Annotated in this window: 22 protein-coding genes and 2 pseudogenes; 4 read left to right on the plus strand and 20 right to left on the minus strand. The window is 59.8% G+C overall.

Annotated features, from left to right (window positions below):
- The 4 genes and pseudogenes from VL003_RS07250 to VL003_RS07265 form a co-directional block, all read right to left on the minus strand.
- A pseudogene (locus VL003_RS07250) lies at positions 1-256 on the minus strand (carboxymuconolactone decarboxylase family protein); the annotation flags it as partial.
- A gap of 22 nt (positions 257-278) precedes the next feature.
- Positions 279-950 carry a cysteine hydrolase family protein gene (locus VL003_RS07255; RefSeq protein ID WP_325441043.1) on the minus strand — a complete coding sequence of 224 codons (672 nt, stop codon included), beginning with the start codon at positions 948-950 and terminating at the stop codon, positions 279-281.
- 8 nt (positions 951-958) lie between these two features.
- Positions 959-1804 carry a DODA-type extradiol aromatic ring-opening family dioxygenase gene (locus VL003_RS07260; protein WP_325441045.1) on the minus strand — a complete coding sequence of 282 codons (846 nt, stop codon included), beginning with the start codon at positions 1802-1804 and terminating at the stop codon, positions 959-961.
- A gap of 2 nt (positions 1805-1806) precedes the next feature.
- A complete protein-coding gene (locus tag VL003_RS07265) occupies positions 1807-2115 on the minus strand; it encodes a hypothetical protein (RefSeq protein WP_325441047.1) in 309 nt (102 codons plus the stop codon).
- A gap of 112 nt (positions 2116-2227) precedes the next feature.
- On the opposite strand from VL003_RS07265, the gene VL003_RS07270 reads away from it, so the two are divergent.
- Positions 2228-2896, plus strand: coding sequence for a GntR family transcriptional regulator (locus VL003_RS07270; protein ID WP_325441049.1), 669 nt, complete (start codon positions 2228-2230; stop codon positions 2894-2896).
- Between the two features lie 108 nt (positions 2897-3004).
- Here VL003_RS07270 and VL003_RS07275 read toward each other — a convergent pair whose 3' ends face one another.
- Complete coding sequence (locus VL003_RS07275) at positions 3005-4504, minus strand: catalase (RefSeq protein ID WP_325441051.1); 1500 nt, start codon at positions 4502-4504, stop codon at positions 3005-3007.
- Positions 4505-4721: 217 nt separating this feature from the next.
- On the opposite strand from VL003_RS07275, the gene VL003_RS07280 reads away from it, so the two are divergent.
- On the plus strand, positions 4722-5273 hold the full coding sequence (locus VL003_RS07280; protein WP_325441053.1) for a cob(I)yrinic acid a,c-diamide adenosyltransferase: 552 nt from the start codon (positions 4722-4724) through the stop codon (positions 5271-5273).
- Positions 5274-5386: 113 nt separating this feature from the next.
- On the opposite strand, the gene VL003_RS07285 is transcribed toward VL003_RS07280, so the two are convergent.
- The 12 genes from VL003_RS07285 to gspG all read right to left on the minus strand — a co-directional run bounded on the left by VL003_RS07285 (position 5387) and on the right by gspG (position 16333).
- On the minus strand, positions 5387-5782 hold the full coding sequence (locus VL003_RS07285; protein ID WP_325441055.1) for a cupin domain-containing protein: 396 nt from the start codon (positions 5780-5782) through the stop codon (positions 5387-5389).
- 123 nt (positions 5783-5905) lie between these two features.
- Positions 5906-7111: a type II secretion system inner membrane protein GspF gene (gene gspF, locus VL003_RS07290; protein ID WP_325441056.1), complete on the minus strand. Its 1206-nt coding sequence runs from the start codon at positions 7109-7111 to the stop codon at positions 5906-5908.
- Positions 7112-7138: 27 nt separating this feature from the next.
- Complete coding sequence (gene gspE / locus VL003_RS07295; protein ID WP_325441058.1) at positions 7139-8560, minus strand: type II secretion system ATPase GspE; 1422 nt, start codon at positions 8558-8560, stop codon at positions 7139-7141.
- Positions 8557-10938, minus strand: a complete 2382-nt coding sequence (gspD, locus tag VL003_RS07300; RefSeq protein ID WP_325441081.1) for a type II secretion system secretin GspD — start codon at positions 10936-10938, stop codon at positions 8557-8559. Before gspD ends, gspE begins: the two co-directional genes overlap by 4 nt.
- A gap of 113 nt (positions 10939-11051) precedes the next feature.
- Entirely contained in the window at positions 11052-11813 is a 762-nt protein-coding gene (gene gspN / locus VL003_RS07305) for a type II secretion system protein N (RefSeq protein WP_325441060.1), read from the minus strand.
- A complete protein-coding gene (gspM, locus tag VL003_RS07310; protein WP_325441062.1) occupies positions 11810-12400 on the minus strand; it encodes a type II secretion system protein GspM in 591 nt (196 codons plus the stop codon). The genes gspN and gspM overlap by 4 nt, the downstream gene beginning before the upstream one ends.
- Positions 12397-13416, minus strand: a complete 1020-nt coding sequence (gene gspL, locus VL003_RS07315) for a type II secretion system protein GspL (RefSeq protein ID WP_325441064.1) — start codon at positions 13414-13416, stop codon at positions 12397-12399. The genes gspM and gspL overlap by 4 nt, the downstream gene beginning before the upstream one ends.
- Before the next feature lie 9 nt (positions 13417-13425).
- Entirely contained in the window at positions 13426-14319 is an 894-nt protein-coding gene (gspK, locus tag VL003_RS07320) for a type II secretion system minor pseudopilin GspK (protein ID WP_325441065.1), read from the minus strand.
- A complete protein-coding gene (locus tag VL003_RS07325; RefSeq protein WP_325441067.1) occupies positions 14316-14984 on the minus strand; it encodes a PulJ/GspJ family protein in 669 nt (222 codons plus the stop codon). Before VL003_RS07325 ends, gspK begins: the two co-directional genes overlap by 4 nt.
- Positions 14981-15346: a type II secretion system minor pseudopilin GspI gene (gspI, locus tag VL003_RS07330; protein ID WP_325441068.1), complete on the minus strand. Its 366-nt coding sequence runs from the start codon at positions 15344-15346 to the stop codon at positions 14981-14983. The genes VL003_RS07325 and gspI overlap by 4 nt, the downstream gene beginning before the upstream one ends.
- A complete protein-coding gene (gspH, locus tag VL003_RS07335; protein ID WP_325441070.1) occupies positions 15343-15924 on the minus strand; it encodes a type II secretion system minor pseudopilin GspH in 582 nt (193 codons plus the stop codon). The genes gspI and gspH overlap by 4 nt, the downstream gene beginning before the upstream one ends.
- Positions 15896-16333: a type II secretion system major pseudopilin GspG gene (gspG, locus tag VL003_RS07340; RefSeq protein ID WP_325441072.1), complete on the minus strand. Its 438-nt coding sequence runs from the start codon at positions 16331-16333 to the stop codon at positions 15896-15898. Before gspG ends, gspH begins: the two co-directional genes overlap by 29 nt.
- 287 nt (positions 16334-16620) lie before the next feature.
- On the opposite strand from gspG, the gene VL003_RS07345 reads away from it, so the two are divergent.
- Entirely contained in the window at positions 16621-17082 is a 462-nt protein-coding gene (locus VL003_RS07345) for a hypothetical protein (protein ID WP_325441074.1), read from the plus strand.
- A 20-nt stretch (positions 17083-17102) separates the two neighbouring features.
- Here the strand turns inward: VL003_RS07345 and VL003_RS07350 are convergent, their stop codons facing one another.
- Entirely contained in the window at positions 17103-17771 is a 669-nt protein-coding gene (locus VL003_RS07350; RefSeq protein ID WP_325441076.1) for a prepilin peptidase, read from the minus strand.
- A gap of 210 nt (positions 17772-17981) precedes the next feature.
- On the opposite strand from VL003_RS07350, the gene VL003_RS07355 reads away from it, so the two are divergent.
- Positions 17982-18308: a sulfatase-like hydrolase/transferase gene (locus tag VL003_RS07355; RefSeq protein ID WP_325441078.1), complete on the plus strand. Its 327-nt coding sequence runs from the start codon at positions 17982-17984 to the stop codon at positions 18306-18308.
- Between the two features lie 93 nt (positions 18309-18401).
- Here VL003_RS07355 and VL003_RS07360 read toward each other — a convergent pair whose 3' ends face one another.
- Both VL003_RS07360 and VL003_RS07365 read right to left on the minus strand, forming a co-directional pair.
- Complete coding sequence (locus tag VL003_RS07360) at positions 18402-19565, minus strand: formylglycine-generating enzyme family protein (protein ID WP_325441080.1); 1164 nt, start codon at positions 19563-19565, stop codon at positions 18402-18404.
- A pseudogene (locus tag VL003_RS07365) lies at positions 19552-20136 on the minus strand (sulfatase-like hydrolase/transferase); the annotation flags it as partial. The gene VL003_RS07360 and the pseudogene VL003_RS07365, both read right to left, overlap by 14 nt.

The raw sequence follows: 20136 nt of genomic DNA on the forward strand, positions 1-20136 counted from the left end.
CCGATCTCAGCATGAGCTGAGTCGTCTTGACGTCGAAGCTTTCGGGGTACATGGCGTGCTCGCGCATCTGCTCTTGCAGATCGACCATCGTGGGGTCAAGCGCGCCGGTGACGTTCATGCGGGCTTCAATGCGCGGGGGTACGAAACCCAACAGCTCTTCATAAATTTCGGTGCGTTCGGCGATGCTTTTCTTGGTGTCGCTGTACGTGCCGATGCTTGAGCGGACGGTATCCAGATTGATTCGTTTGGGTAACATAAGAAACTCTATCAGGGTTGGGTTAGTTGGAGGAAGCGGGTGAGGGCAGGGCCGCCCATGCTGAAACAACGTCTTGCGTCGTGCATACCTCGCCGAATAAAAATTGCACGTTCATGAGGCTGGCCTCGTGCAGTTGCGGTGTATGCGAAGCGACCGCATCGCGCGGAACCACGCAGGTAAAGCCCAAGGAATGCCCTTCGCGGGCGGTGGACTCAACACAGATTTGCGTTTGCACGCCTGTAAGCACCAGGGTTTCAACGCCATGGGCGCGCAGCGCAGACTCGAGGTCGGTGCCCGAAAAACCGCTGTAATTGTGCTTGATGAACACAGCTTCGTCTTGTGCGGGGCTGACGCAAAACCACTGAGCCCCCCATGATCCGGGCTCGCAGCAGGTTGCGGTAATACCCCGCAGACGTAGCTTTCGCAGCATTGATGCGGGGATGCGGTCGTGCGAGTAATCGGCGCCGATCCAGAAAACAGGCACATGGTTGTCGCGTGCGGCCGCCAGCAATTGCTGCAGGTTTTTGCATATGCCGGCGGCCGCTGCAACGTCTTTACCCATCACGGCATCTATGTAGCCGCCCGGGGCGCAAAAGTCGTTTTGCATGTCAATGACCAGCAAAGCCGAGGCGTCGCTGCGCAGGGCATCAGCTAGCGCAGCCTGATCGGCCGCTTTGGGTTGCGGTGTATTCATGACGCCCCTTACAGTGCCCAGTACGAGCCGCCCATGCCGCAACGCATGGGTACCGAAGGTACGTAGAAGACGCTTTCGGCCTTGGGCTTGCCGTGTTCGGCTGCGGCGCCCATGGCCACCAGCCAGGCCAGAAGTTCGCCGGCTCCGCCGTCGCCGCCGGTCAGCATTTTTTCGAAAGTGGCTTCTTTGCGTACTTTGTCGAGATCGCCGGTTTCGAGCAGGTTCATGAACCAGCGGTCGAATTCTTCGTGGACGGTGAAGTAATCAAGCCCGCCTGGGTCGTGAGACAGACCGCCGGTGGTCATGAGTACAACGCGTTCGTCCGAAGGAAACTGCTTGACGATGCGAGCGATCTGCACGCCAACTTCAAGGCAGTGCGAGGCGCTGGGCAGTGGTGGAACGATGCAGTTCATGTGCACGGGCACAAAGCGAACGTCGTACTTGGGAAACAAAAACTTAAGCGGTACCGACCAGTTGTCGTCGAACAGCAGCTCTTCGGCAAACGCATGATTAATGCCGGCCTTGGCGGAATCCCGTACCAGGGCGCGGCCCAGTTCGCGGTGTCCGCTTATTTGATAATCGGGAACATTAAGCCAGTCTTTGAACCACGGTGCCGGCCCTTCCCAGTGATCGCCGATGCCCACACAAAAATCGGGCACGTTTTCCATGGGGAAATTAAGCAGGTGGTCATTGGCCACGCCGATAACCACGTCGGGCTTGAGCTCTTGCATGCGGCGCTGGAACTCCTGGTATCCGGCAAGCACTGCGTCTTGCTGTTCTTGCGGGGCGCGGTCGATCCACCCGGTGACGCCGGGTGCGTGGGCCACGCCCAAGGTAGCGACAAGCTGTGCCATGGTTAGTTGTTCTCCTGCGTAATACCCATTTTCTCGGCATAAAGACGAGCGGCATCGCTGTTGTTGTGGTTGTATCCGCCGCCCTTGAACAGACGGCTGATCTGGGGAAGAAAGTAGGGGTGCACGCCCATACGGGCCAGGCCCGAAATGTCGATGTTGCGCCAGGCCTGGCGCTCGGGCTCGGTGAGGCCGTAATGTTGCATGCAGGCCTCGATGTCTTGCTGAAATTGCGCATAGCGTTGCTGGTCACGGCGCAGTTCGAACACCATGCGGTTCGACGGCAGGGTGCGGTCTGTGTCCTGGATACCCATCGATATTCCTTATAAATTTCGATTTACGTAAATAATATCGATTTAATGTAGAGGGGTTTATAATCGCTGTCAACCGGGGCTTTTCCCAAAGAACCTTTTCCACAACGACTTGATGACCAAGGCTGACCCGACTCCGACTTTATCCAGCAGCATTGCCGCCATGCTGCGCGAGCGCATCGCACATGGCGAGTTTGCGCCCGGTGCCAAACTGCGCCTTGAAGAGTTGCGCGCCATGTTCGGCGTTAGCCTTAGCCCCTTGCGCGAGGCTTTGTCGCGCTTGTGCGCCGAGGGCTTCGTGGCAATGGAAGACCAGAAAGGCTACCGGGTCGTGCCCGTTTCACAGAACAACCTCGACGAAGTGATTCGCCTGCGCGTGCAGTTTGAAGGCTATGCGCTGCGCGAAGCCATCAAGAACGGGGACGATGCCTGGGAAGGCGAGGTATTGGCCGCCTTGCATCGCCTTAACAAGATTGAACGGGGGCAGGTGGATGCGCAAGGGGTCAGCCAATGGGAGCAAGCCCATAGTGTGTTTCATCGCCAGTTGATTTCTGCCTGCAGCATGCCGCTGCTGCTGCACTTTTGCGCCACCTTGCATGACCTGAACGACCGATATCGGCGCATATTTTTGTCGGACAATCCCATCGACCGCGACGTGCGCCAAGAGCATGTTGATTTATGCGCGGCCACACTCGAGCGTCGCGCTGACGACGCCTGCGATCTGCTGCGGGCTCATGTAGAAAGAACCGGCGCTAATGTGCTTAAAGCACTCGGGAACGGATAGAGGGGCTAATTGCGGGTAAATAAAAGCCCCTGAACCGATGCGAAAGTGTCGATTCAAGGGCGAGCTCGGGCAACAGGGCCCGAAGTTTATTATTGTATTTGGCGCAGCTTACGCGTCGCCCATGCCTGCAGCCGGGTCCTCGCCGCGGCCCGCGAACACCTGCTCTTCGATACGCTTGCCAATATCGGCGTCGATGCTCTTCCAGTAATCAATGGCACGCTCAAGTACCGGGCTGCGCACGCCGCCCAACAGGCTGCCCGCCACCTGATTAACCAGGTGGGTGCGTTCGTCGTCGTTGAACACCTCGCGTACCAGCGTGCCGGGTTGGCCGAAATCGTCGTCTTCAGCGTGCAGCTCGTAGGCCGAACGCACCATCTCGCCGTCGGCCTCCCATCCGTCGGGCATGGGGCCGGTGTCGTCGGCCCATGGGCGGCCGCCGCTGTTGGCAGCGTACACGGGAGCATTGCCGCTATGGTGGTAAGCCATCTGGCCGTCGAACATATAGGTGTTGACTGGCACCTTGGGTTGATTGACGGGCAGTTGGTGGAAGTTGGCGCCAATGCGGTTGCGCTGTGCATCGGCGTAGGCAAAGGCACGGCCCAGCAGCATTTTGTCGGGCGACAGGCCGGTGCCCGGCACCGTATTACCCGGCGAAAAAGCCGCTTGTTCAATCTGAGCAAAGAAGTTTTCGGGGTTGCGGTTGAGCGTCATGGTGCCAACCGGAATAAGCGGGTAGTCTTTATGCGACCAGGTCTTGGTCAGGTCAAAGGGGTTGAAGCGATAGTTCTTGGCTTCTGCATACGGCATGATCTGTACCGACAATTTCCATTTCGGGAAATCTTGGCGGGCAATGGCGTCGAACAGGTCGCGACGGTGAAAATCGGCGTCATTGCCGGCCATGGCGGCCGCCTCTTCGTTGGTAAAGAACTTCATGCCTTGCTGGGTGTGGAAATGGTACTTGACCCAGAATTTTTCGCCTTGGGCATTAACCCACATATAAGTGTGCGAACCATAGCCGTTCATGTGGCGCCAGGTGCGGGGCAGGCCGCGCGGGCCCATCAAATAGGTGACCTGGTGAGCTGATTCGGGGTTGTTGGTCCAGAAATCCCATTGCATGTGGTTGTCGCGCAGGCCTGAATCAGGCAGCCGTTTTTGGCTGCGAATGAAGTGGGGGAACTTCATGGGGTCGCGCACAAAGAAGATGGGTGTGTTGTTGCCCACCAGGTCGAAATTGCCTTCGCTGGTGTAGAACTTGAGCGAAAAGCCGCGCACGTCACGCCAGGTGTCGGGGCTGCCCGACTCGCCGGCCACCGTCGAGAATCGGGCCAGCATTTCAGTTTTGCAGCCTTTCTGAAAGAGGGCGGCCTTGGTGTAGGCGGACATGTCTTCGGTGGTTTCCAGCACGCCGAACGCCCCTGCGCCCTTGGCGTGCGGCTGGCGCTCGGGCACTTTTTCGCGGTTGAAGTGCGCCATTTGCTCAAGAAAGTGCACGTCGTGCAAGAGCAGGGGGCCATTGGGCCCGATAGACAATGTGTTGCGGTCGCTTTGCGCCGGAGCACCGGTGCCCGTCGTAGAGTGTTTGGCCAGGTCGTTCTTGGAATCGCTCATGGGGTCCTCGTTGTCATAGATACCCGGTGCCAAAGTATTCGAACAAGCACCGAAACAATCTACACTATAGCTGTGCCCTGAGGGCTTGCCAATAGAATGAAGGTGACAAGTTTCTAACCGTTCATGCAGGGCGGCAGGGGGCCGTCAAGCCATTTTGCCGCTGCCTGTTCGCCAATTTGTGATAGCGTTTGATGCTTTGAATGTAAAGGAAGGCGTTATGGCCACACGGCTTTCAGTCATTACCACCCGCAGCGGCGACCAGGGCACCACCGGCCTTGGCGACGGCAGCCGCATCGATAAGGACGCGCCCCGCATCGCCGCGCTGGGCGATGTCGACGAGCTGAACAGCGCTGTGGGTTTGCTGCGCGCCGAGACATTGCCCCAAGAGGTTGACGCCTTGCTGGCGCGCATCCAGAACGACCTGTTCGACTTGGGGGCCGAGCTGTGCATACCGGGGCATAAGGCGGTCAGCGATCAGCAAGTACTGTTTTTGGAAACCTCGCTGGCTCAGTACAACGCTGCGCTGGGCGACCTTAAAGAATTCATCTTGCCGGGCGGGACGCGACCGGCGGCATTGGCTCACATGGCCCGTACCGTCTGCCGTCGTGCCGAGCGCTCGGTGGTGGCATTGGGCCGGGCGGATGACGCGGCGCAAAGCGGTGCGGTGCTTCGGTATTTGAACCGGCTGTCAGATTTGTGCTTTGTGCTGGCCCGGTCGCTGAATCGTTCCGCCGGCCGTTCCGATGTGTTGTGGCGCCGACAAGACTAGCGGCCATATACAGGTTCCCACGCCGCATTGTTTGACGCATAATGTATATTATGTAAAGTAATGGGTGGGTAAAAAAGGAGCTGGGCCCATCGGCCCGCTCCTTACAAACTACCTTACTCGCTGGTCTTGCCGTCGAAGTGTTCTTCTGAGGCGTCGGCGTCTGCCTTGGTTTTGTGGACCACACCGTCGCGGTGTTCGGGCGGCGCGTACAAGGTGTACAGCCGCAAAGGCTCGGAGCCGGTATTGATCACATTATGGCGGGCGCCGGCCGGAACAATGATTGCGTCGTCGTCTTCGATCTTGGTGGTCTTGCCGTCAATAATGACCTCGCCCTGGCCGTCTTCGATGCGGAAGAACTGGTCGTGGCCTTCGTGTACTTCGGCGCCGATCTCTTCACCGGGCTGAAGTGTCATCAGCACCAACTGAAGGTGTTTTCCGGTATAGAGCACCTTGCGAAACAAGTCGTTTTCGACTGTCAGTTTTTCGATGTCGTCGATAAAGCCTTTCATGTGGAGTCCTTGCCTTGGCTAGAAATAAAAATCGGGTGATGCGGTGCGATAAATAACCTTATCACAATGAAGTTATGTTCAACAGCCCCGCGCCGGTCACGCACCAGGCATATTTCGTGCCACCTACTGAATCAGTTGATTGATCTCGATAATTGGCATCATTACCGCCAGAACAATTACCAACACGATGCCGCCCATGATCAATATCATCAGTGGTTCAAGCATTGCGGTCATTGCCATGGCGCGCCTTTCGAGCTCTTGTGACAATATTTTAGCCGCTCGGCCAAGCATTGCGGGTAGCTCTCCGGTACGCTCACCGCTGCCGACCAGGTGCACCAGCAACGGCGGGAAAATTTTCTGCGCTTGCAACGATTGGGCCAGGGGGCTGCCCTCTTTGACCCGGTTGGTTGCATCGTCGACGGCGGCCTGAAGCTTGCGGTTCTTGAGTGTGTGGCGTGCGGCGTCAAGAGCAATCAGCAGCGGAACATTGCTGCTTGTCAGCATGGCCAGGGTGGACGCAAAGCGAGCTACATCGACACCCAAGGCATATCGACCCACAATGGGTAGCCGAAGAACACGAGCATCCCAGGCAAGCCGGGCAACGGGGTTACGCAGCGTCAGACGCCATAACCCGAACAGCCCTGCAAGACACACCGCTACAAGCAGGCCCCAATTGCCTGTGAACTCGCTTGTGGCCAGCATTATTCGCGTGAGCAATGGCAGTGTCTGGTGTGCTTGTGAAAACGCGCCGACGACCTGCGGCACGACATAGCTGAGAAGGAAAATAATAATTCCAATGGACACCACGGTGACAATGATCGGATATATGAAGGCGGTCAGTACCTTGTTTTTCAAGGCGCCGCGCGATTCGATATAGTCGGCCAGTTGCTCAAGTACCTGGGCCAGGTCTCCCGATTGTTCGCCGGCATCGACCACGGCCACATAGATGTCTGGAAAATCTTTAGGATGGATGGCCAGTGCTTGGCCAAGACGGTGGCCGGCCCGCACATCATCCCGCACGGCCGCTAACACTCGCGCGACATGCTTGCGCTCGGCCTGTTCCATGGTGGCGCGCAGCGCGGCTTCCAGCGGAAGCCGGGCAGCCAGCAGACTGGCCAATTGACGCGTGAGCCAGCCCAGATCAACGTCATTGATTCTTGCCCTGCCCCAACTGCTCTGCCCTGCTCTGTTGCGGGTTTCACGCAGCGACAAAGGCAACAGGCCGCGGGTACGCAAGATCTGACGCGCACTACGTTCGCTATCCGCATCAACCATGCCCCGGTCGTTGCGACCCGCAGCGTCGACTGCTTCATACTGATAGGAAGGCATGAGGTGGCTCCGTATATTGACGTGTCTTTACGTGTCGCGCGTGACGCGAGAAATTTCTTCCTGTGACGTAAGACCTTGTCGTATCCAGCGTTCGGCGTCTTGTCTCAGGTTGCGCATGCCGCGCTGTTGTGCGGCGCGGCGAAGAGCCGGCTCGCCATGGTCAGCGTGAATCAGGGCTCGAAGCTCGTCGTCCAGAATAAACAGCTCGTGCACGCCAGAACGGCCACTGTAGCCGGTGTGGCTGCACGCGGAACATCCTGTCGAATTCCACACCGATGTCCCGTCGGCCTGGGGTTGTTTGCACTGGGTACAAAGCATGCGCACCAAACGCTGTGCCAACACACCTTGAAGCGTGGACGCCAGCAGGAAAGGTTCAATACCCATGTCAATGAGGCGGGTTACCGCGGAAACCGCATCGTTGGTGTGCAGCGTGGCCAGCACCAGGTGGCCCGTCAGTGAAGCCTGTACGGCAATCTGCGCGGTTTCGAGGTCGCGAATCTCGCCGATCATGATGACATCGGGATCCTGACGCAAAATGGCGCGCAGCGCCGCAGCAAACGTCAGGTCGATTTTTGGACTGACCTGAGTTTGGCCGATACCCGGCAAGTCGTACTCGATGGGATCTTCGACAGTCAGGATGTTGGTGGTTGCCGCGTCCAGTCTGCCCAGGGCTGCGTATAGGGTGGTGGTCTTCCCGCTGCCCGTGGGGCCGGTCACCAGGACAATGCCATGCGGCAAGTTGATCAGGCGATCCAGGCTTTCCAGAACGTCGTTCGCCATGCCCAGCCGGTTTAGCTGCAGACGGCCCGCCTCTTTATCAAGCAAGCGCAATACGGCGCGTTCGCCGTGTCCGGTGGGCAGTGTCGAAACCCGTACATCGATAGGCCGTCCGCCTACGCGCAAGGCAATACGTCCGTCTTGCGGCAGGCGTTTCTCGGCGATGTCGAGGCTGGCCATGATCTTGATGCGCGACACCAGTGCATTGTGCAAGGCACGTCGCGGATTGACAATGTCGCGCAAGGTGCCGTCGACCCTGTAGCGCACCACCGAATGCGTTTCGAAGGGCTCGATATGGATGTCGCTGGCGCCGTCGCGGGCCGCCTGGGTGAATAAGGCGTTGATCATGCGAATTATGGGTGCGTCATCGCTTGTTTCGAGCAGATCTTCGATCGCGGGCATTTCCTGCATCAGGCGATCCAGATCGATCTCGTTCGCTGCGGCGTCCACAACCTCGGCGGCATCGCCTGTCTGAGCATACGTGGCCGCGAGCAAGGTATCGAGCTCGTCGTCAGTGATGACATCGACCGGCAGCAGACCATGACGGCGACGAATTTCGGCTATTGCCCAGGCGGGCGTACGCTCGGAAACAGTAAGGCACACACCAGCTACGCCTGTTCGCAGCAGCGCACGATGTTCACGAGCCCAGGCGTACGGTAGACGGACGTTCATAAAGGATCGGATTGAAGTGGCACTGAAACATCCGAAGCGGGCACGGCCTCTTGCCGCGTCGATTCAGGCAGCACGTTTTCGAGCCCGCGCAGGTCAAGCAGTCCGGTTGCCGGGTCGCGCTGGATGGGCGGCAGCGACGCTGTCGAGGCATCGGGTACCAGCCACGAAGCGGCCCTGACCGGTAGCCCGGCCTGAGCTGCCCGCATGTAGTTGTAGCGGTCCAGCGTAAGGCCGGCGCCGTCTTGTGCGTTGCGCACAATATGCGGACGCAGGAAGATCATCAGGTTGGTCTTGATACGGCCGCGCTTTTGATACTTGAACAGATTGCCCAGCACGGGAATGTCGCCCAACAACGGCACCGAATTGATGGTGTCGTCCACCATGTCTTCCAGCAGACCGCCCAGCACAATGATCTGGCCGTCGTCGACCAGGACATTGGTTTCTAGTGCGCGCTTTCGGGTAATGATGGCGCCGTTCGAGCCGTTACTGGGCAATGTGGATGAAGGATCGATGCTGCTGACCTCTTGGTAGAGCGACAACTTCACCGTGCCGCCTTCCGAAATCTGTGGTCGGATGCGCAGTGTCAGCCCGACGTCTTCGCGCTGGACCGTTTGGAACGGGTTGCTGGCGCCGTCGCCGGTGGTCGTGTAGGTGCCGGTCACGAAGGGCACGGTGCGGCCCACCACGATGCTGGCTTGTTCGTTGTCAAGCGTCATGAGATTGGGCGTAGAAAGAATATTGGCGCCGCTTTGTTTTTGCATGGCGCGCGCCAACACGCCCAGGTTCAATAATTGCGTTCCCAACACATTGACCGAGCCTCTGACCAGGCCCAGGCTCATGCCGGCGCCCATGGCGTCAATGGTCGTGCGCGAGTTGCCCAGGTTTGCACCGATTCCGGTACCGCCCAGATTCGCCCCGCCGAAGAAGGCGGAACCGCCGTTGTTGATGCTGTCGGCTCCGGTCATCCACTGAACCCCGAGTTCCGCCGCGTCTTCGGCGTTCACTTCAACGATCAGGCTTTCGATCAGCACTTGGGCACGGCGCTGGTCGAGCAAGTCGATGACCTCGCGCAGACTTCGGTAAAGCGGATCGGGGGCGGAGATAATCAGGGTGTTGGTGGTCGGGTCAGCCTGAACCGTCGCCCCGCCTGCCGAAAAGGCAACGGTTTGTTTAGAGGAGGTCATGTCGGGCAACGACAGGCCGGCTCCCGACATGCCTGCATTGCCGGCCATCGGACCCGACGCGGCGCCGCCGCTGATATTCTGAAGCATCCCGCCGCCGGCACCGCCCGATGATGATTGACCGTCGAAGGTGTCTGACAGTGCGCCACCGGCCGGGGCGAGCGAAGTCGAATCCGGCGCACCCCCGCCCCCCTGCCCTGTCAAAGCACCCTGCAGGACTTGGGCAAGATGGGTCGCTTGCGCGTTGCGCAAATACACCACATGCAGGTTGCCCGCCCGGGACTCGGGGCTGTCAATGCGCAGAATCAGGTCGCGTGCCAGTTTCAGACGTTCGGGTGTGCTTGCCCGGACCAGCACCGAGTTGCTGCGGGGATCGGCGATGATGTTAACTTGCTGGCCCTGCTCAACGCCTGCGGGTTGCAACAGTTGTTGAGCCAGCGCCGCTACGTCAAGCGCCACACCATATCGAACGGGAATCACGTCGGTATTGATGGCTGTGGGGGTGTCGACTCGGGAAATGACGTCGGCCACACGCTGAAGATTGTCGGCGTAATCCGTGATAACCAGCGTGTTGTTGCCCGCATGCGCGGCGATGGTGTTGTTGGGTGCGATGAGCGGCCGCAAGATGGGTACCAACGCTGCAGCGCTTTCGTAGCGCAATGGAAACACCCTGGTCACCAGTTCGCCGCCGCGTGCTCCCTGATTGCCGGAAACCACCGGTCCGCCCAGCAGCTTGGCGTCAGCTTCGGGCACGACGCGATTGACGCCGTCGACACCAATCACTGCGAACCCCTGCATGCGCAACGCGCCGAGCAACATTGAGTACGCGGTGTCAGCGTCGACGGGTGTTTCGGAAACGAGCGTCAGTTGTCCCCGTACCCGAGGATCCACGACAAAGTTGCGACCCGTAAACTGAGCAAGGGCTCGCAATACCCCGTGCAGCTCGGCCTCATTGAAATTAAGCGTTGTGCGCCGGCCGGCCGGTTGCTCGCCTGACTGGTCCACGCGGGTGTTTTCGTCTTGGAATTCTGGACGCTGTGGGATGGGTGGCAGGGATCTGGGCCGGGCAGGGTCAGCCGGATCGGCGTAAGGCTGTGCCCGCTGAGGCTGGCCGCTTCCTACCGACGTATAGGCCACCAGCGGCATGTTGCCGTCCTGCTTCGCAGTATTGGTGCTTGCGCAGCCACCCAGGGTCATCGCCAACACGAGCAGTGGCACACTGGGACGGTAAGGGACGAGTTTCAAAGAAGAGCCTTTAAGTAGCATACCGGTGTTGATCATGACAGCCGTGTGGTTTGAGTAATCGGACACTAACGTATTTTCAGAATGGAATGACCGCTGGGCGAACGGGGGCCCATGACATCGAGAAGGCCCTGCAAGGCAGCGCGGACGTCGCCGCCGGCGTGGTCCTGCACCCCTGCCCTGCCGTCGAACTGAATCCGGGAGCGCGCCAGCGTTCCGGTCCCGTCTATGGTCAATGGCCCTGATGCGGTAGCCAGGGCAAGTGTGACGATGTTGCCCGCGCCTTGTTGCAGGGTAAGCGTATAGGCTCCCATGGGACGCAGCCGGGTCAGTGCTGAAGAGGCGTTGCGCCATTGTGCGGTCAGTAGCGCGGGGCCACTGAGCGGCACGACGCCGGCCGGTCCGAGCGCCAGTTCGGGCCACGCCAAATGCACCTCTCCACCCGGATCCAGGGCATTGAACAAGGGATGCACAGCCGTCAGCAACGTAGCCGGCAACTGCAGGGACTGCGCCGACACATTCAATCCTTTCAGGCTCGGCTTCAAGGCCATCGGCCCGCCCAGCCAGGGATGGCTCAGCATCAACTTGGGTCCGCCATCGAAAACAAGACGCCATTGAACCGGGTCGGGCAAGGTGCGCCGGGTGCCTTCGACCCCCAAAGCAACGGTGGCGCGGGCATTCCATATGGTGCCGGATGCGTTGCTGATTTGTACGGGAGAAGATTCCGGTATCCACGCCATGGCCCAACGGGCAGGCAATACCCAGAGCGCGGCCACCAGTGTTACGGCGACCAATAGCGTGATCCAGCCGAGACTTGCCTTGCTTTTCATTGGCCCTCCGTGGCGGGCAGGCTTAGGACGATAGCGCCCGAGACGTAGCCGGGCCGATCCCGACCCTCGATGTTCGTGCGGGCCAGGTCGACGCTCACGGTTTGCACTTGTGCGGCAAACGGTAAACTCGACATCCACTCGAAGACGCGCTCTGCCGGTGCATTATCCAGATCCAAATGCCATCTGAGGTCGCCAGGCGGTGAGTCTGGCAAGCGCCTGAGTTTGCTCTGTGCATCCAGCCCTGCGCCAAGCAGGCCCGCATTGATCGCTTTGTGTGTTTCATCGGCCGACATGATTCCCGAGCGCCCGCGCTCTAGGGCCCGAGCCTCAAGGACGACGGTGTTCAGGCGACTAAACTGGGCCTGCAAGACGGGCAATTGTTGATTGGCATTTCGTATGCGCTCCAGCGGCGGCTGCAGACCGAGTGTCCACAATATGGCGGCCGCAGCCGACCCCGCGCCTATGGATAGAAATAATCGTTCGCGCGGCAAGCGGCGTTGCCAGGCGGCTCGAAGCTGTTCGGAAATCGGCTCCAGCCGTCTGAGTACGACATGCTGTAATCGCCCAAAGGTGTGCTTAAGGCTCATGACCCGGCTCCGGAAGATGCAGCGACCCGGCGGGCGTGCCACACGCCGGGTCGCGATGGATCTTTCGTTAAGACAAGCTGTTGGACCGCTGCAGATTGCACTAGGGCCGTCTCATCGTCCGGCGGTAAGTACCCCTCGACCAGCTCAAGCGTCAGCACGCCTTTTTGGTAATGTAAAGCCCTGACATGTCCACGGGCGAACGCCAGCACCTGGGCCGTGGCCAGCGCCAATGGCATGAAATCGTCGGCAGGGACGACCCCTTGGGCGAGTCTGAGAGCGTCGCGTTGCTTTTGTGCTTGTCGCAATGGGTCGATAATTGTCGGAATATGCGGAAAGGCGGTTTTTACCACCTTTTGCATGTCGTGCCTGATAACGTCTACTTCACTCTCCAGGTTCGACGCGTACAGGTTAAGGCCGACAACCCACACCGCGGCAGCCGCTGCGCCCCACCACGCCGCCTTTCGCCAACGGCCGCCCGCCGACGCGGGCCGAAGGTTCTCGGGCGCCATCGACCAATTTGGCAGTAAACCCAGCCAGCGCGGACCTGCGGGCAGAGTCAGCGGCTCTTCCGGCCGAGCGTCATCGGCCTGTATCGCCAGCGACTGGGGAAGGAAGGCCTTCACGTTCAGCCCCGCCTGGGCCAGCAACGCCCAGGCACCAAGCAATGGTTTGCGTGCCGTCCATGCGGCAATGACGGTACCGTCCGGCGCACGTGGTCCGTGACCGATACACAGCTGTTCGATGTTGGACAAGATCATGGGTTCGATGCTGGCCGCAACGGCTGCGTCCAGGTTTCTGGGGGGTACCGGCGGAACCGTGACGGACACCACGACTGCGTCATTGGGGTGGAGCAAGGCGTATACAGGACTGGACCCGGCCAACGCGGCAAGCTCTGCGGGAGCGGATTCGCCCGCGCGCGCAACCCGGCCTTCTTTGTCCACTTGAATAAAAGCAATGCATGTTTCAGTTCCGAGGCGATCAAGAGTGGGCAGTGCCAGGCGAAAGTGTGGTCTCATATTTTTATGTCAGTAGCTTACCCAGCGGACCACAACACTGCCTTGCCCGCTGCGATGCAATAAGGCGCGCAGGCCGGCCAAAGCCCGCCCCACAGTAACCTCGCCGGTTACGCGAAACCAATTGCTGTTTACGCTTATGCGCGTGCCTGCGTTATGCCCTCCCCCACGCACGCGGTTGATGAAATCTCCGCGGTTAGTAAACCACAAGCCTTTGTCCCGCTGCACCAATAGTTCGCGGGCCGCAGCCAGGCCAAGGCCCTGTACCACCGCAGCCAGCACCTCGGGGGAGGCGGTGTTGACGTTCACCGGGGTGGCGGCCGGCAATACCGTGACGTAGGCTTGAAGTGTGTCGACGATTCGGGGTGTGAACCCTGCCAGCACTCGGAAATCGTCAACACCGCGCACCCCGACCGCCACGACGTGTCCTTCTGCGCCGGCCTGTGCTTCGGCCATGCGAAGGGCCATCACATCCGCCAGGTCCGGGTCGATGTCCAGCCATTGCAGCAGTCGTTTCAAAGCCTGAAGCTCCAAAGGGTCGATATGGCCACGCTCGATCAGATTGCGCAAATTGTATTTACCTTGCTCGTCTTCAATCTGACCCGAGAACAAGGCGCGATGAGGATCGTCGGCCGTACCCACTGGCAGGCCGATGACTGGATTCGTCCAGATCCCATCGGCGCGGGTTGTCGCATTGCTGCGCGCATCCATCTGCAATACAGCACGAGACCAGTCCAGCCCTCCACGTAGCAGCCAGGTGGCCTGGGTTTGGTCACGTTCAGTGGTAAGCAATCCGGCCATCACGCCCTGTCGCTCCAACAAGGCGGTGGCCAATGCCGACGCAGCGACCACCACCAGCAATGCGGCGATAATGGCCATGCCTCGTTGATTTGGCGGCGGACTCATGGCAGCGTCACTACCTTTCGATACACGGTGTCGGGCGCATCGCTGCTACGGTGCAAGGTGATTTCGAGGCCTGCGGTGGTCGCCGCGGTTGGTTGATTGAAGTTTTTTTTCTGCGTGTCTGGCTGCGGTGCATCGAGTGCGAGGCGGGGCGGCTCGACCCACCCTTTTCCGGGCTGCCATAGCCGAACAGCCAGCGAGCCGATCGTGTCCAGCACGACGACTGCAGTGTCAGGCGCCGGCAGCGGCAGGCGATAAGACGGCGGTCCGGAGCCTCTGACTAACTTGCCTTCGTCCAGATACCAATGAACCCGTTGCCAGAGACCGTCTCCGGCCGACCGCACCAGAGTCAGGCCCGTCTCGGTGCTCCAGCTTACACCGCCCGGCATTTGCATGGCCGGGCGAGATGTATTCGTCATTGCCACGCCCGTGTCCACGAAACCCGGCAATATGTCAGCGCCGGCATGCTGCAATAAATCGCGTTCCATCTGACCGAGCGCGCGCATGAGGGCCAGCGTGTCTTCGGAGTGCACATCGAGACGTTCGCTGGTTTGTTGCACGGCGTCCAGGCCTCGCCAGGAGATCAGGCTGACAAGCGCCAGCAACGTCAAGGCCACGAGTACTTCGATCAGCGTAAAACCTTGTTGGGCAATGTTGGCGTGTTTCATCTGACCTTGGGCGCCAAGCCGTCAAGTTCGGCCAATATGGGGCCGTTATTCAGCTGAACGCGGACTGTCACACGCCGGAAATCTGGGTTTGGCGTGCTTTGCACGATCTGTTTGCATCGAAAGTCCAGGGGGCCCTGCGGACAAGCCTGCTCACTTCGCCCAATAGGGGGGAACACGGCTTTAAGATGTTGTTCGGACATGAAGTTCTGCGCCGCCTGAAGAGCCAGGCTACGTTCGTGCATGCCCTGTACGCCTGTCGCCCCGACGCCCAGTGCGCGAACACAGGCGGCCAGCGCCACCCCGGCGATTGCCAGGGCAATCAATACTTCAACCAAGGTGAAGCCGCGTTCGGGTTGGCTCATGATTCCACCACGAATCGGCCGTTTCCCTTTCGCAACACCGTTACGGTTTGGCCGTTAGAGGACAGTTCCAGGCGCAAGGGGTCGGGAATCCACTCGGATCCAAAGACCAGCTGTTCGCCGGGCTCGATTCGCACCGACACCGTGCCGTTGGAACTCCATTCGCGCGGGCGCAGGACCGACTCAGCGCCCAGGGCGACGTCCGGCGTCTGAGGACTGCGGGCGGCAAGGTGAGCTGGAAGAATGAGTTTTCGAGCCTGGCGAGAAAACCGATAGCCCTTGGCGCCGTGCTGCCAGACTATGGCATGGCCGCTTGCACGGGCCTCGATCTGAGCCGCGGTAAAGAGCTGGGCCAGCCGATGTGCATCTTGCCGCAGGGCCCTGGCGTCGTGGTTGCCGACAGCGGAAACACCGGCCAGACTTGTGGCGATGCCGATAATAAGCAAGACGACCATCATTTCGAGCAAGGTAAACCCCCGCTCTGGGCTCGCCGCCCGGTCATTGCGATGGTGCCTGCGCATCTTGGGGCCGGTCAGTTGATACCGCCGGATTTCAACGCGCCCATGAGCCAATGTCCGCATCGACACCCTCGCCTCCAGGCTGACCGTCAGCGCCCAGCGAAAACACATCGATTTCGCCATGTACGCCCGGATTGAGATATTGGTAAGGCGTGTTCCAGGGATCGTAAGGCAGACGATCCATGTAGGCGCCTGCGCCCTTTTCTTCTACCAGTGCCGCCAGCCCCTGACTTGAAGAGGGATAGCGCCCGTGGTCCAGACGATACAGCTTGAGCGCCTGAACGATGGCGCCGATGTCTTGCTTGGCGGCAATGACACGCGCCTGATCTGGGCGCCCCATGACATTGGGCACGACCAGAGCGGCCAGCACACCCATGATCACCACTACGACCATGATCTCAATCAGAGAAAACCCGCGCTGATTCGTTGCGCGGGATGGGATCCGCTCTGAAGATGTTAAAAAACTTGTCATGGCGATCAGTGTGTACACGGCAATGCTGGGCAGCCACGTGTTTTATTTTGATTAATATTGATACAGGAGGGTCGCATGCATGCTACTGCCCAGCAATCCATGCAGTCAATGCCGGTTACCCAATTCTTTACAAACTCGTCATCCTGTTTGCCCACACTCAGGGTTTTTGCAGGAGCCGGTCCGTTGCCCTGCGAAGACACCGCAGCTGCAAGTGAGTGCGTTGCGCAGTTTTTTAAGGCATTATTGCCAGGCCTCTTGCCTTGCATCTCCACTTACCAAACTTGCTAATGCTCGCACACAAAGTTGCGCTGCCCCCTTGGCTGGGTGCCCGCGCCCCCCGTACCGTTCAGGCTCTGGCCATATTGCTGACAATGGCCGGCATTGGTGTGTGGAGTTCCATACTGCTGGCGCCCCGTCCCACGGCTGCTCCCCCCGTATTGGCTATCGAGCCCCCGTCGGGCCAGGACATTTCTCCAATATCCAATTGGTTTGGTGGCGGCAGCGCGCGAGTACGTATTGCGGTCGTAGGCTTGATCTCATCGGGCCGGCAAGGCAGCGCCCTGCTCGCGATAAACGGTCAGGCGCCGGCGTCCTATCGCGTCGGCCAAGCCCTGGCGCAGGGCGTCACGCTCGCATCGGTCAATGCCCTTGGGGTTTCCATTGATCAAGACGGCATTATCGAAGAGGTTTTCGTCCAGCATGCCGGGCCGCCCGTTCAGGGCTTCGTGCCTGTTTCGTCGGCACCCTGACCCAGCCCCCCGCAAGGCGCTTAGAGTCGCAATAGCGCCACGATGCCCGCCACCGCCAGATAAGGACCGTAGCTGAATGGCTCGCCTGCTTTCAGGCGCCCCAGCAGCCTGGATATCAGTGCGCCGCACAGGGCAAGCAGCGATGCGGCGAGCACAATCGTCGGCAATGCACTCCAGCCCAACCAGGCCCCCAACGCGGCCAGCAGCTTGAAGTCGCCGTTGCCCATGCCCCGGCGCCCCGTCAACAGCAGGAATGCCCCACACAAGCACCACAGGGCCAGATAGCCGGCAACGGCGCCCACCACTGCGTCGGGCAGTGGTGAAAAGGTGTGCTGCAAATTGACCAGCAGCCCCAGCCACAACAAGGGCAGGGTCAGCAGGTCGGGCAGATACCCCGTTTCGGCATCGATCCAGGCCAGGGCCAGCAGTGTTGTCACAAAAACAATGGAAACCGCTGCGGCGGGCGTGGCGCCGAACCGCCAAACGCATGTTCCGCCAAGCAGTGCGCCGGCGATGAAAAAGACCACACGGTAGCGTCGATGCGCTGTTGGTGGTTCGTTCGGGATCCGGTCATCGAGCGTGCGTGGCAGGAGGTAGGCGGCGCGACTGAGGGGAGCGGACAGCAAAACGGCGAAGATGAGCGCTGCCAGCACGGTCCAGGGGGTTCCGATATTCCAGATGGTCCACATGTCGCCGGCTCCGTGCGTGACGTAAGTAAAAATTCAACTAAGTGCTACAAAAAAATCTGTTACGATTTTTATCGAGACTTTTAGCGATCTGATGAATCCCGCGCGCTGTATCCGCACGCAAAATTTAAAAATGCAAACTTGAACGGCAGAAGGGTTCATTGAATTTGCCCGTATTTTGACACGGGCCCCTGCTGCTAACTGGAGAATACCTTGAACAAGAAAATTCCAGTCGCATTGGCAGCAATCTTGTCCTTGCTGACGCTTGGCGCCTGCGACGGCAGCAAGGTGGTTTCCAGCAACCCGACGCCTCCCAATATTTTATTTATCGTTCTGGATGACCTGGGAGTGGATCAATTGCCGGTGTTCGGCTACGGAGGGGCGACACCCGCCACTACACCCGCCATCGACGCCATCGCTCGGGCCGGTGTCCGGTTTCGCAATGCCTGGTCGATGCCGACCTGCAAAACCTGGTGGGTAGCCGAACCGATTGTCCGGGCGACGGCAATATCGACGGCGTGGTTGACGAGATTGATCTAGATAACTGGCAGCGTTTCAGCATGCAAAACGGCGGGAAATCAAGTTGGTACGACTTCAACCACGACGGCCTGACAGACGCCGTCGACCTGGCGATTATCCGTCAGAACCTGGGGAAAGATTGTCGGGCGGCGCAGGCGCGTCCTTGACCAGACGGAACCCAACATGCGACATGGGACTGTACGGGTCGGAGCCGCGGCGCGCACTGGGCCGGTAAGACAGGCAATAGTCTTCATTGCAAAGAAACGAGCCTCCGCGTATGACCCGTTTGGGCGCCTCTGCCGGAACGCCCGGCTCTGAAGGGTCGTATGACACCGCAGGACCGGTCGGGTTGATCAGCGGCTTGTCGTCGGCAAGCTTGGCCTGTCTGCTGAAATACTCGGCGTCGTACCAGTCTGCCACCCATTGCCAGGCGTTCCCGGTCATGTCGTACAAGCCGTAGCCATTGGGCGGAAAGGTCTTGGCGGGCAATGTGCCCTCGGCACCGCCCGCCTTGGGGCTGACGACCGGGAAGCTGCGCTGCCTGGTGTCCCAATAGTTGGCCATGGGCTTGCCATCGGGCATCAGTTCGTCGCCCCACACGTAGGTGGCTTGCTCCAGCCCCCCGCGAGCGGCGTACTCCCATTCGGCTTCGGTAGGCAGGCGCTTGCCCACCCATTCGGCATAGGCCTGCACGTCTTCATAGCTGACCTGGACAACCGGGTGGTCACCCTTATCGGCAATATCGCTGGCCGGGCCCAGGGGCCGACGCCAATCCGCGCCGGGTACATAGCGCCACCATTGCGAATAGTCGTCAAGGTGCACCGGGCCCGAAGTGCCCACAAACACCATGGCGCCCGGCACCAGTACGTCGTCGGGTGGGCGGGGTATGCCGGGAGGCAATTGCACACGTATGGTTTCCCAGTCGGGTTTGCGCTCGGCAGTGGTGATGTAGCCCGTCTGTTCGACAAAGCGGGCGAAGTCGTCGTTGGTGACATGGGCCACGTCCATCCAGAAGCCCCCCACCCTTACCTTATGCGCCGGGCGCTCATTGGCCTGGGCCAGCTTACTGTCACTGCCCATCAGAAAGGTACCTGCAGGCACCCAAACCATGTCCTTGGAGGCAATGACGCCGTCGCCGTGCACGACCCTGGATGATGCCTGCGTGCTTGAATTGCTGCCGCGCCAGGCCAGTGCAGCCACAACCGCCAGAAGGCCCAGCGCGAGGCCGCCTGCCAGCGGCCATTTGTTGCGCGCCGTCTTTTCTTTAATAGAGGGCATAAGTACGCTGGCAAGGGCCCTGATGGGATTGAATGACCGCCCCGTCTGCAGCGTCTGTCTTGCCGTCCCGGGGCGTGGCGGTTCCAGTAACGAAATCGTATACGCTTGACAAGCCCCAGTCGCGGGCGATGCGAGCCCAATGATCAAGGTCTTGCGAGTCGACTACGCCGTCCATGTTGCCGTCGCCGGGGCATTCGGGGTTCGAGGCCAGGATGCGGTCGAGTTTTTGGCTAAGGTCGTCGTACACGGCTTTAATCTGCGCGTTCGCCGGCGGCAGCAAACTTTTGCCGTCTTTATCGAGCAATGGTGTAGGTGCAGCTTGATTGACCTCGAACAGTTCTTCGGTTTTCAGCGTCACGAAATTGCCGTCCACGTAATCTTCGCTGACGTTGCGCACCAGCTTATAGCGCTCGTTGCGCACCGCTACGGAAGACTCCGGAATGAGATTTAACTTGTCCTGACGCGGACTGGCGTTGTAACGCGCTTCATTGACGTCGGCGCAGCTCTTGTAGCCGACTCTACTATTATCGATGACCGAGCTATCGGTGTAGCCGGCCCCCCACCATACGCC

It is taken from the genome of Pusillimonas sp. (assembly GCF_035515275.1).
Taxonomy (GTDB): Bacteria; Pseudomonadota; Gammaproteobacteria; order Burkholderiales; family Burkholderiaceae_B; genus Pusillimonas.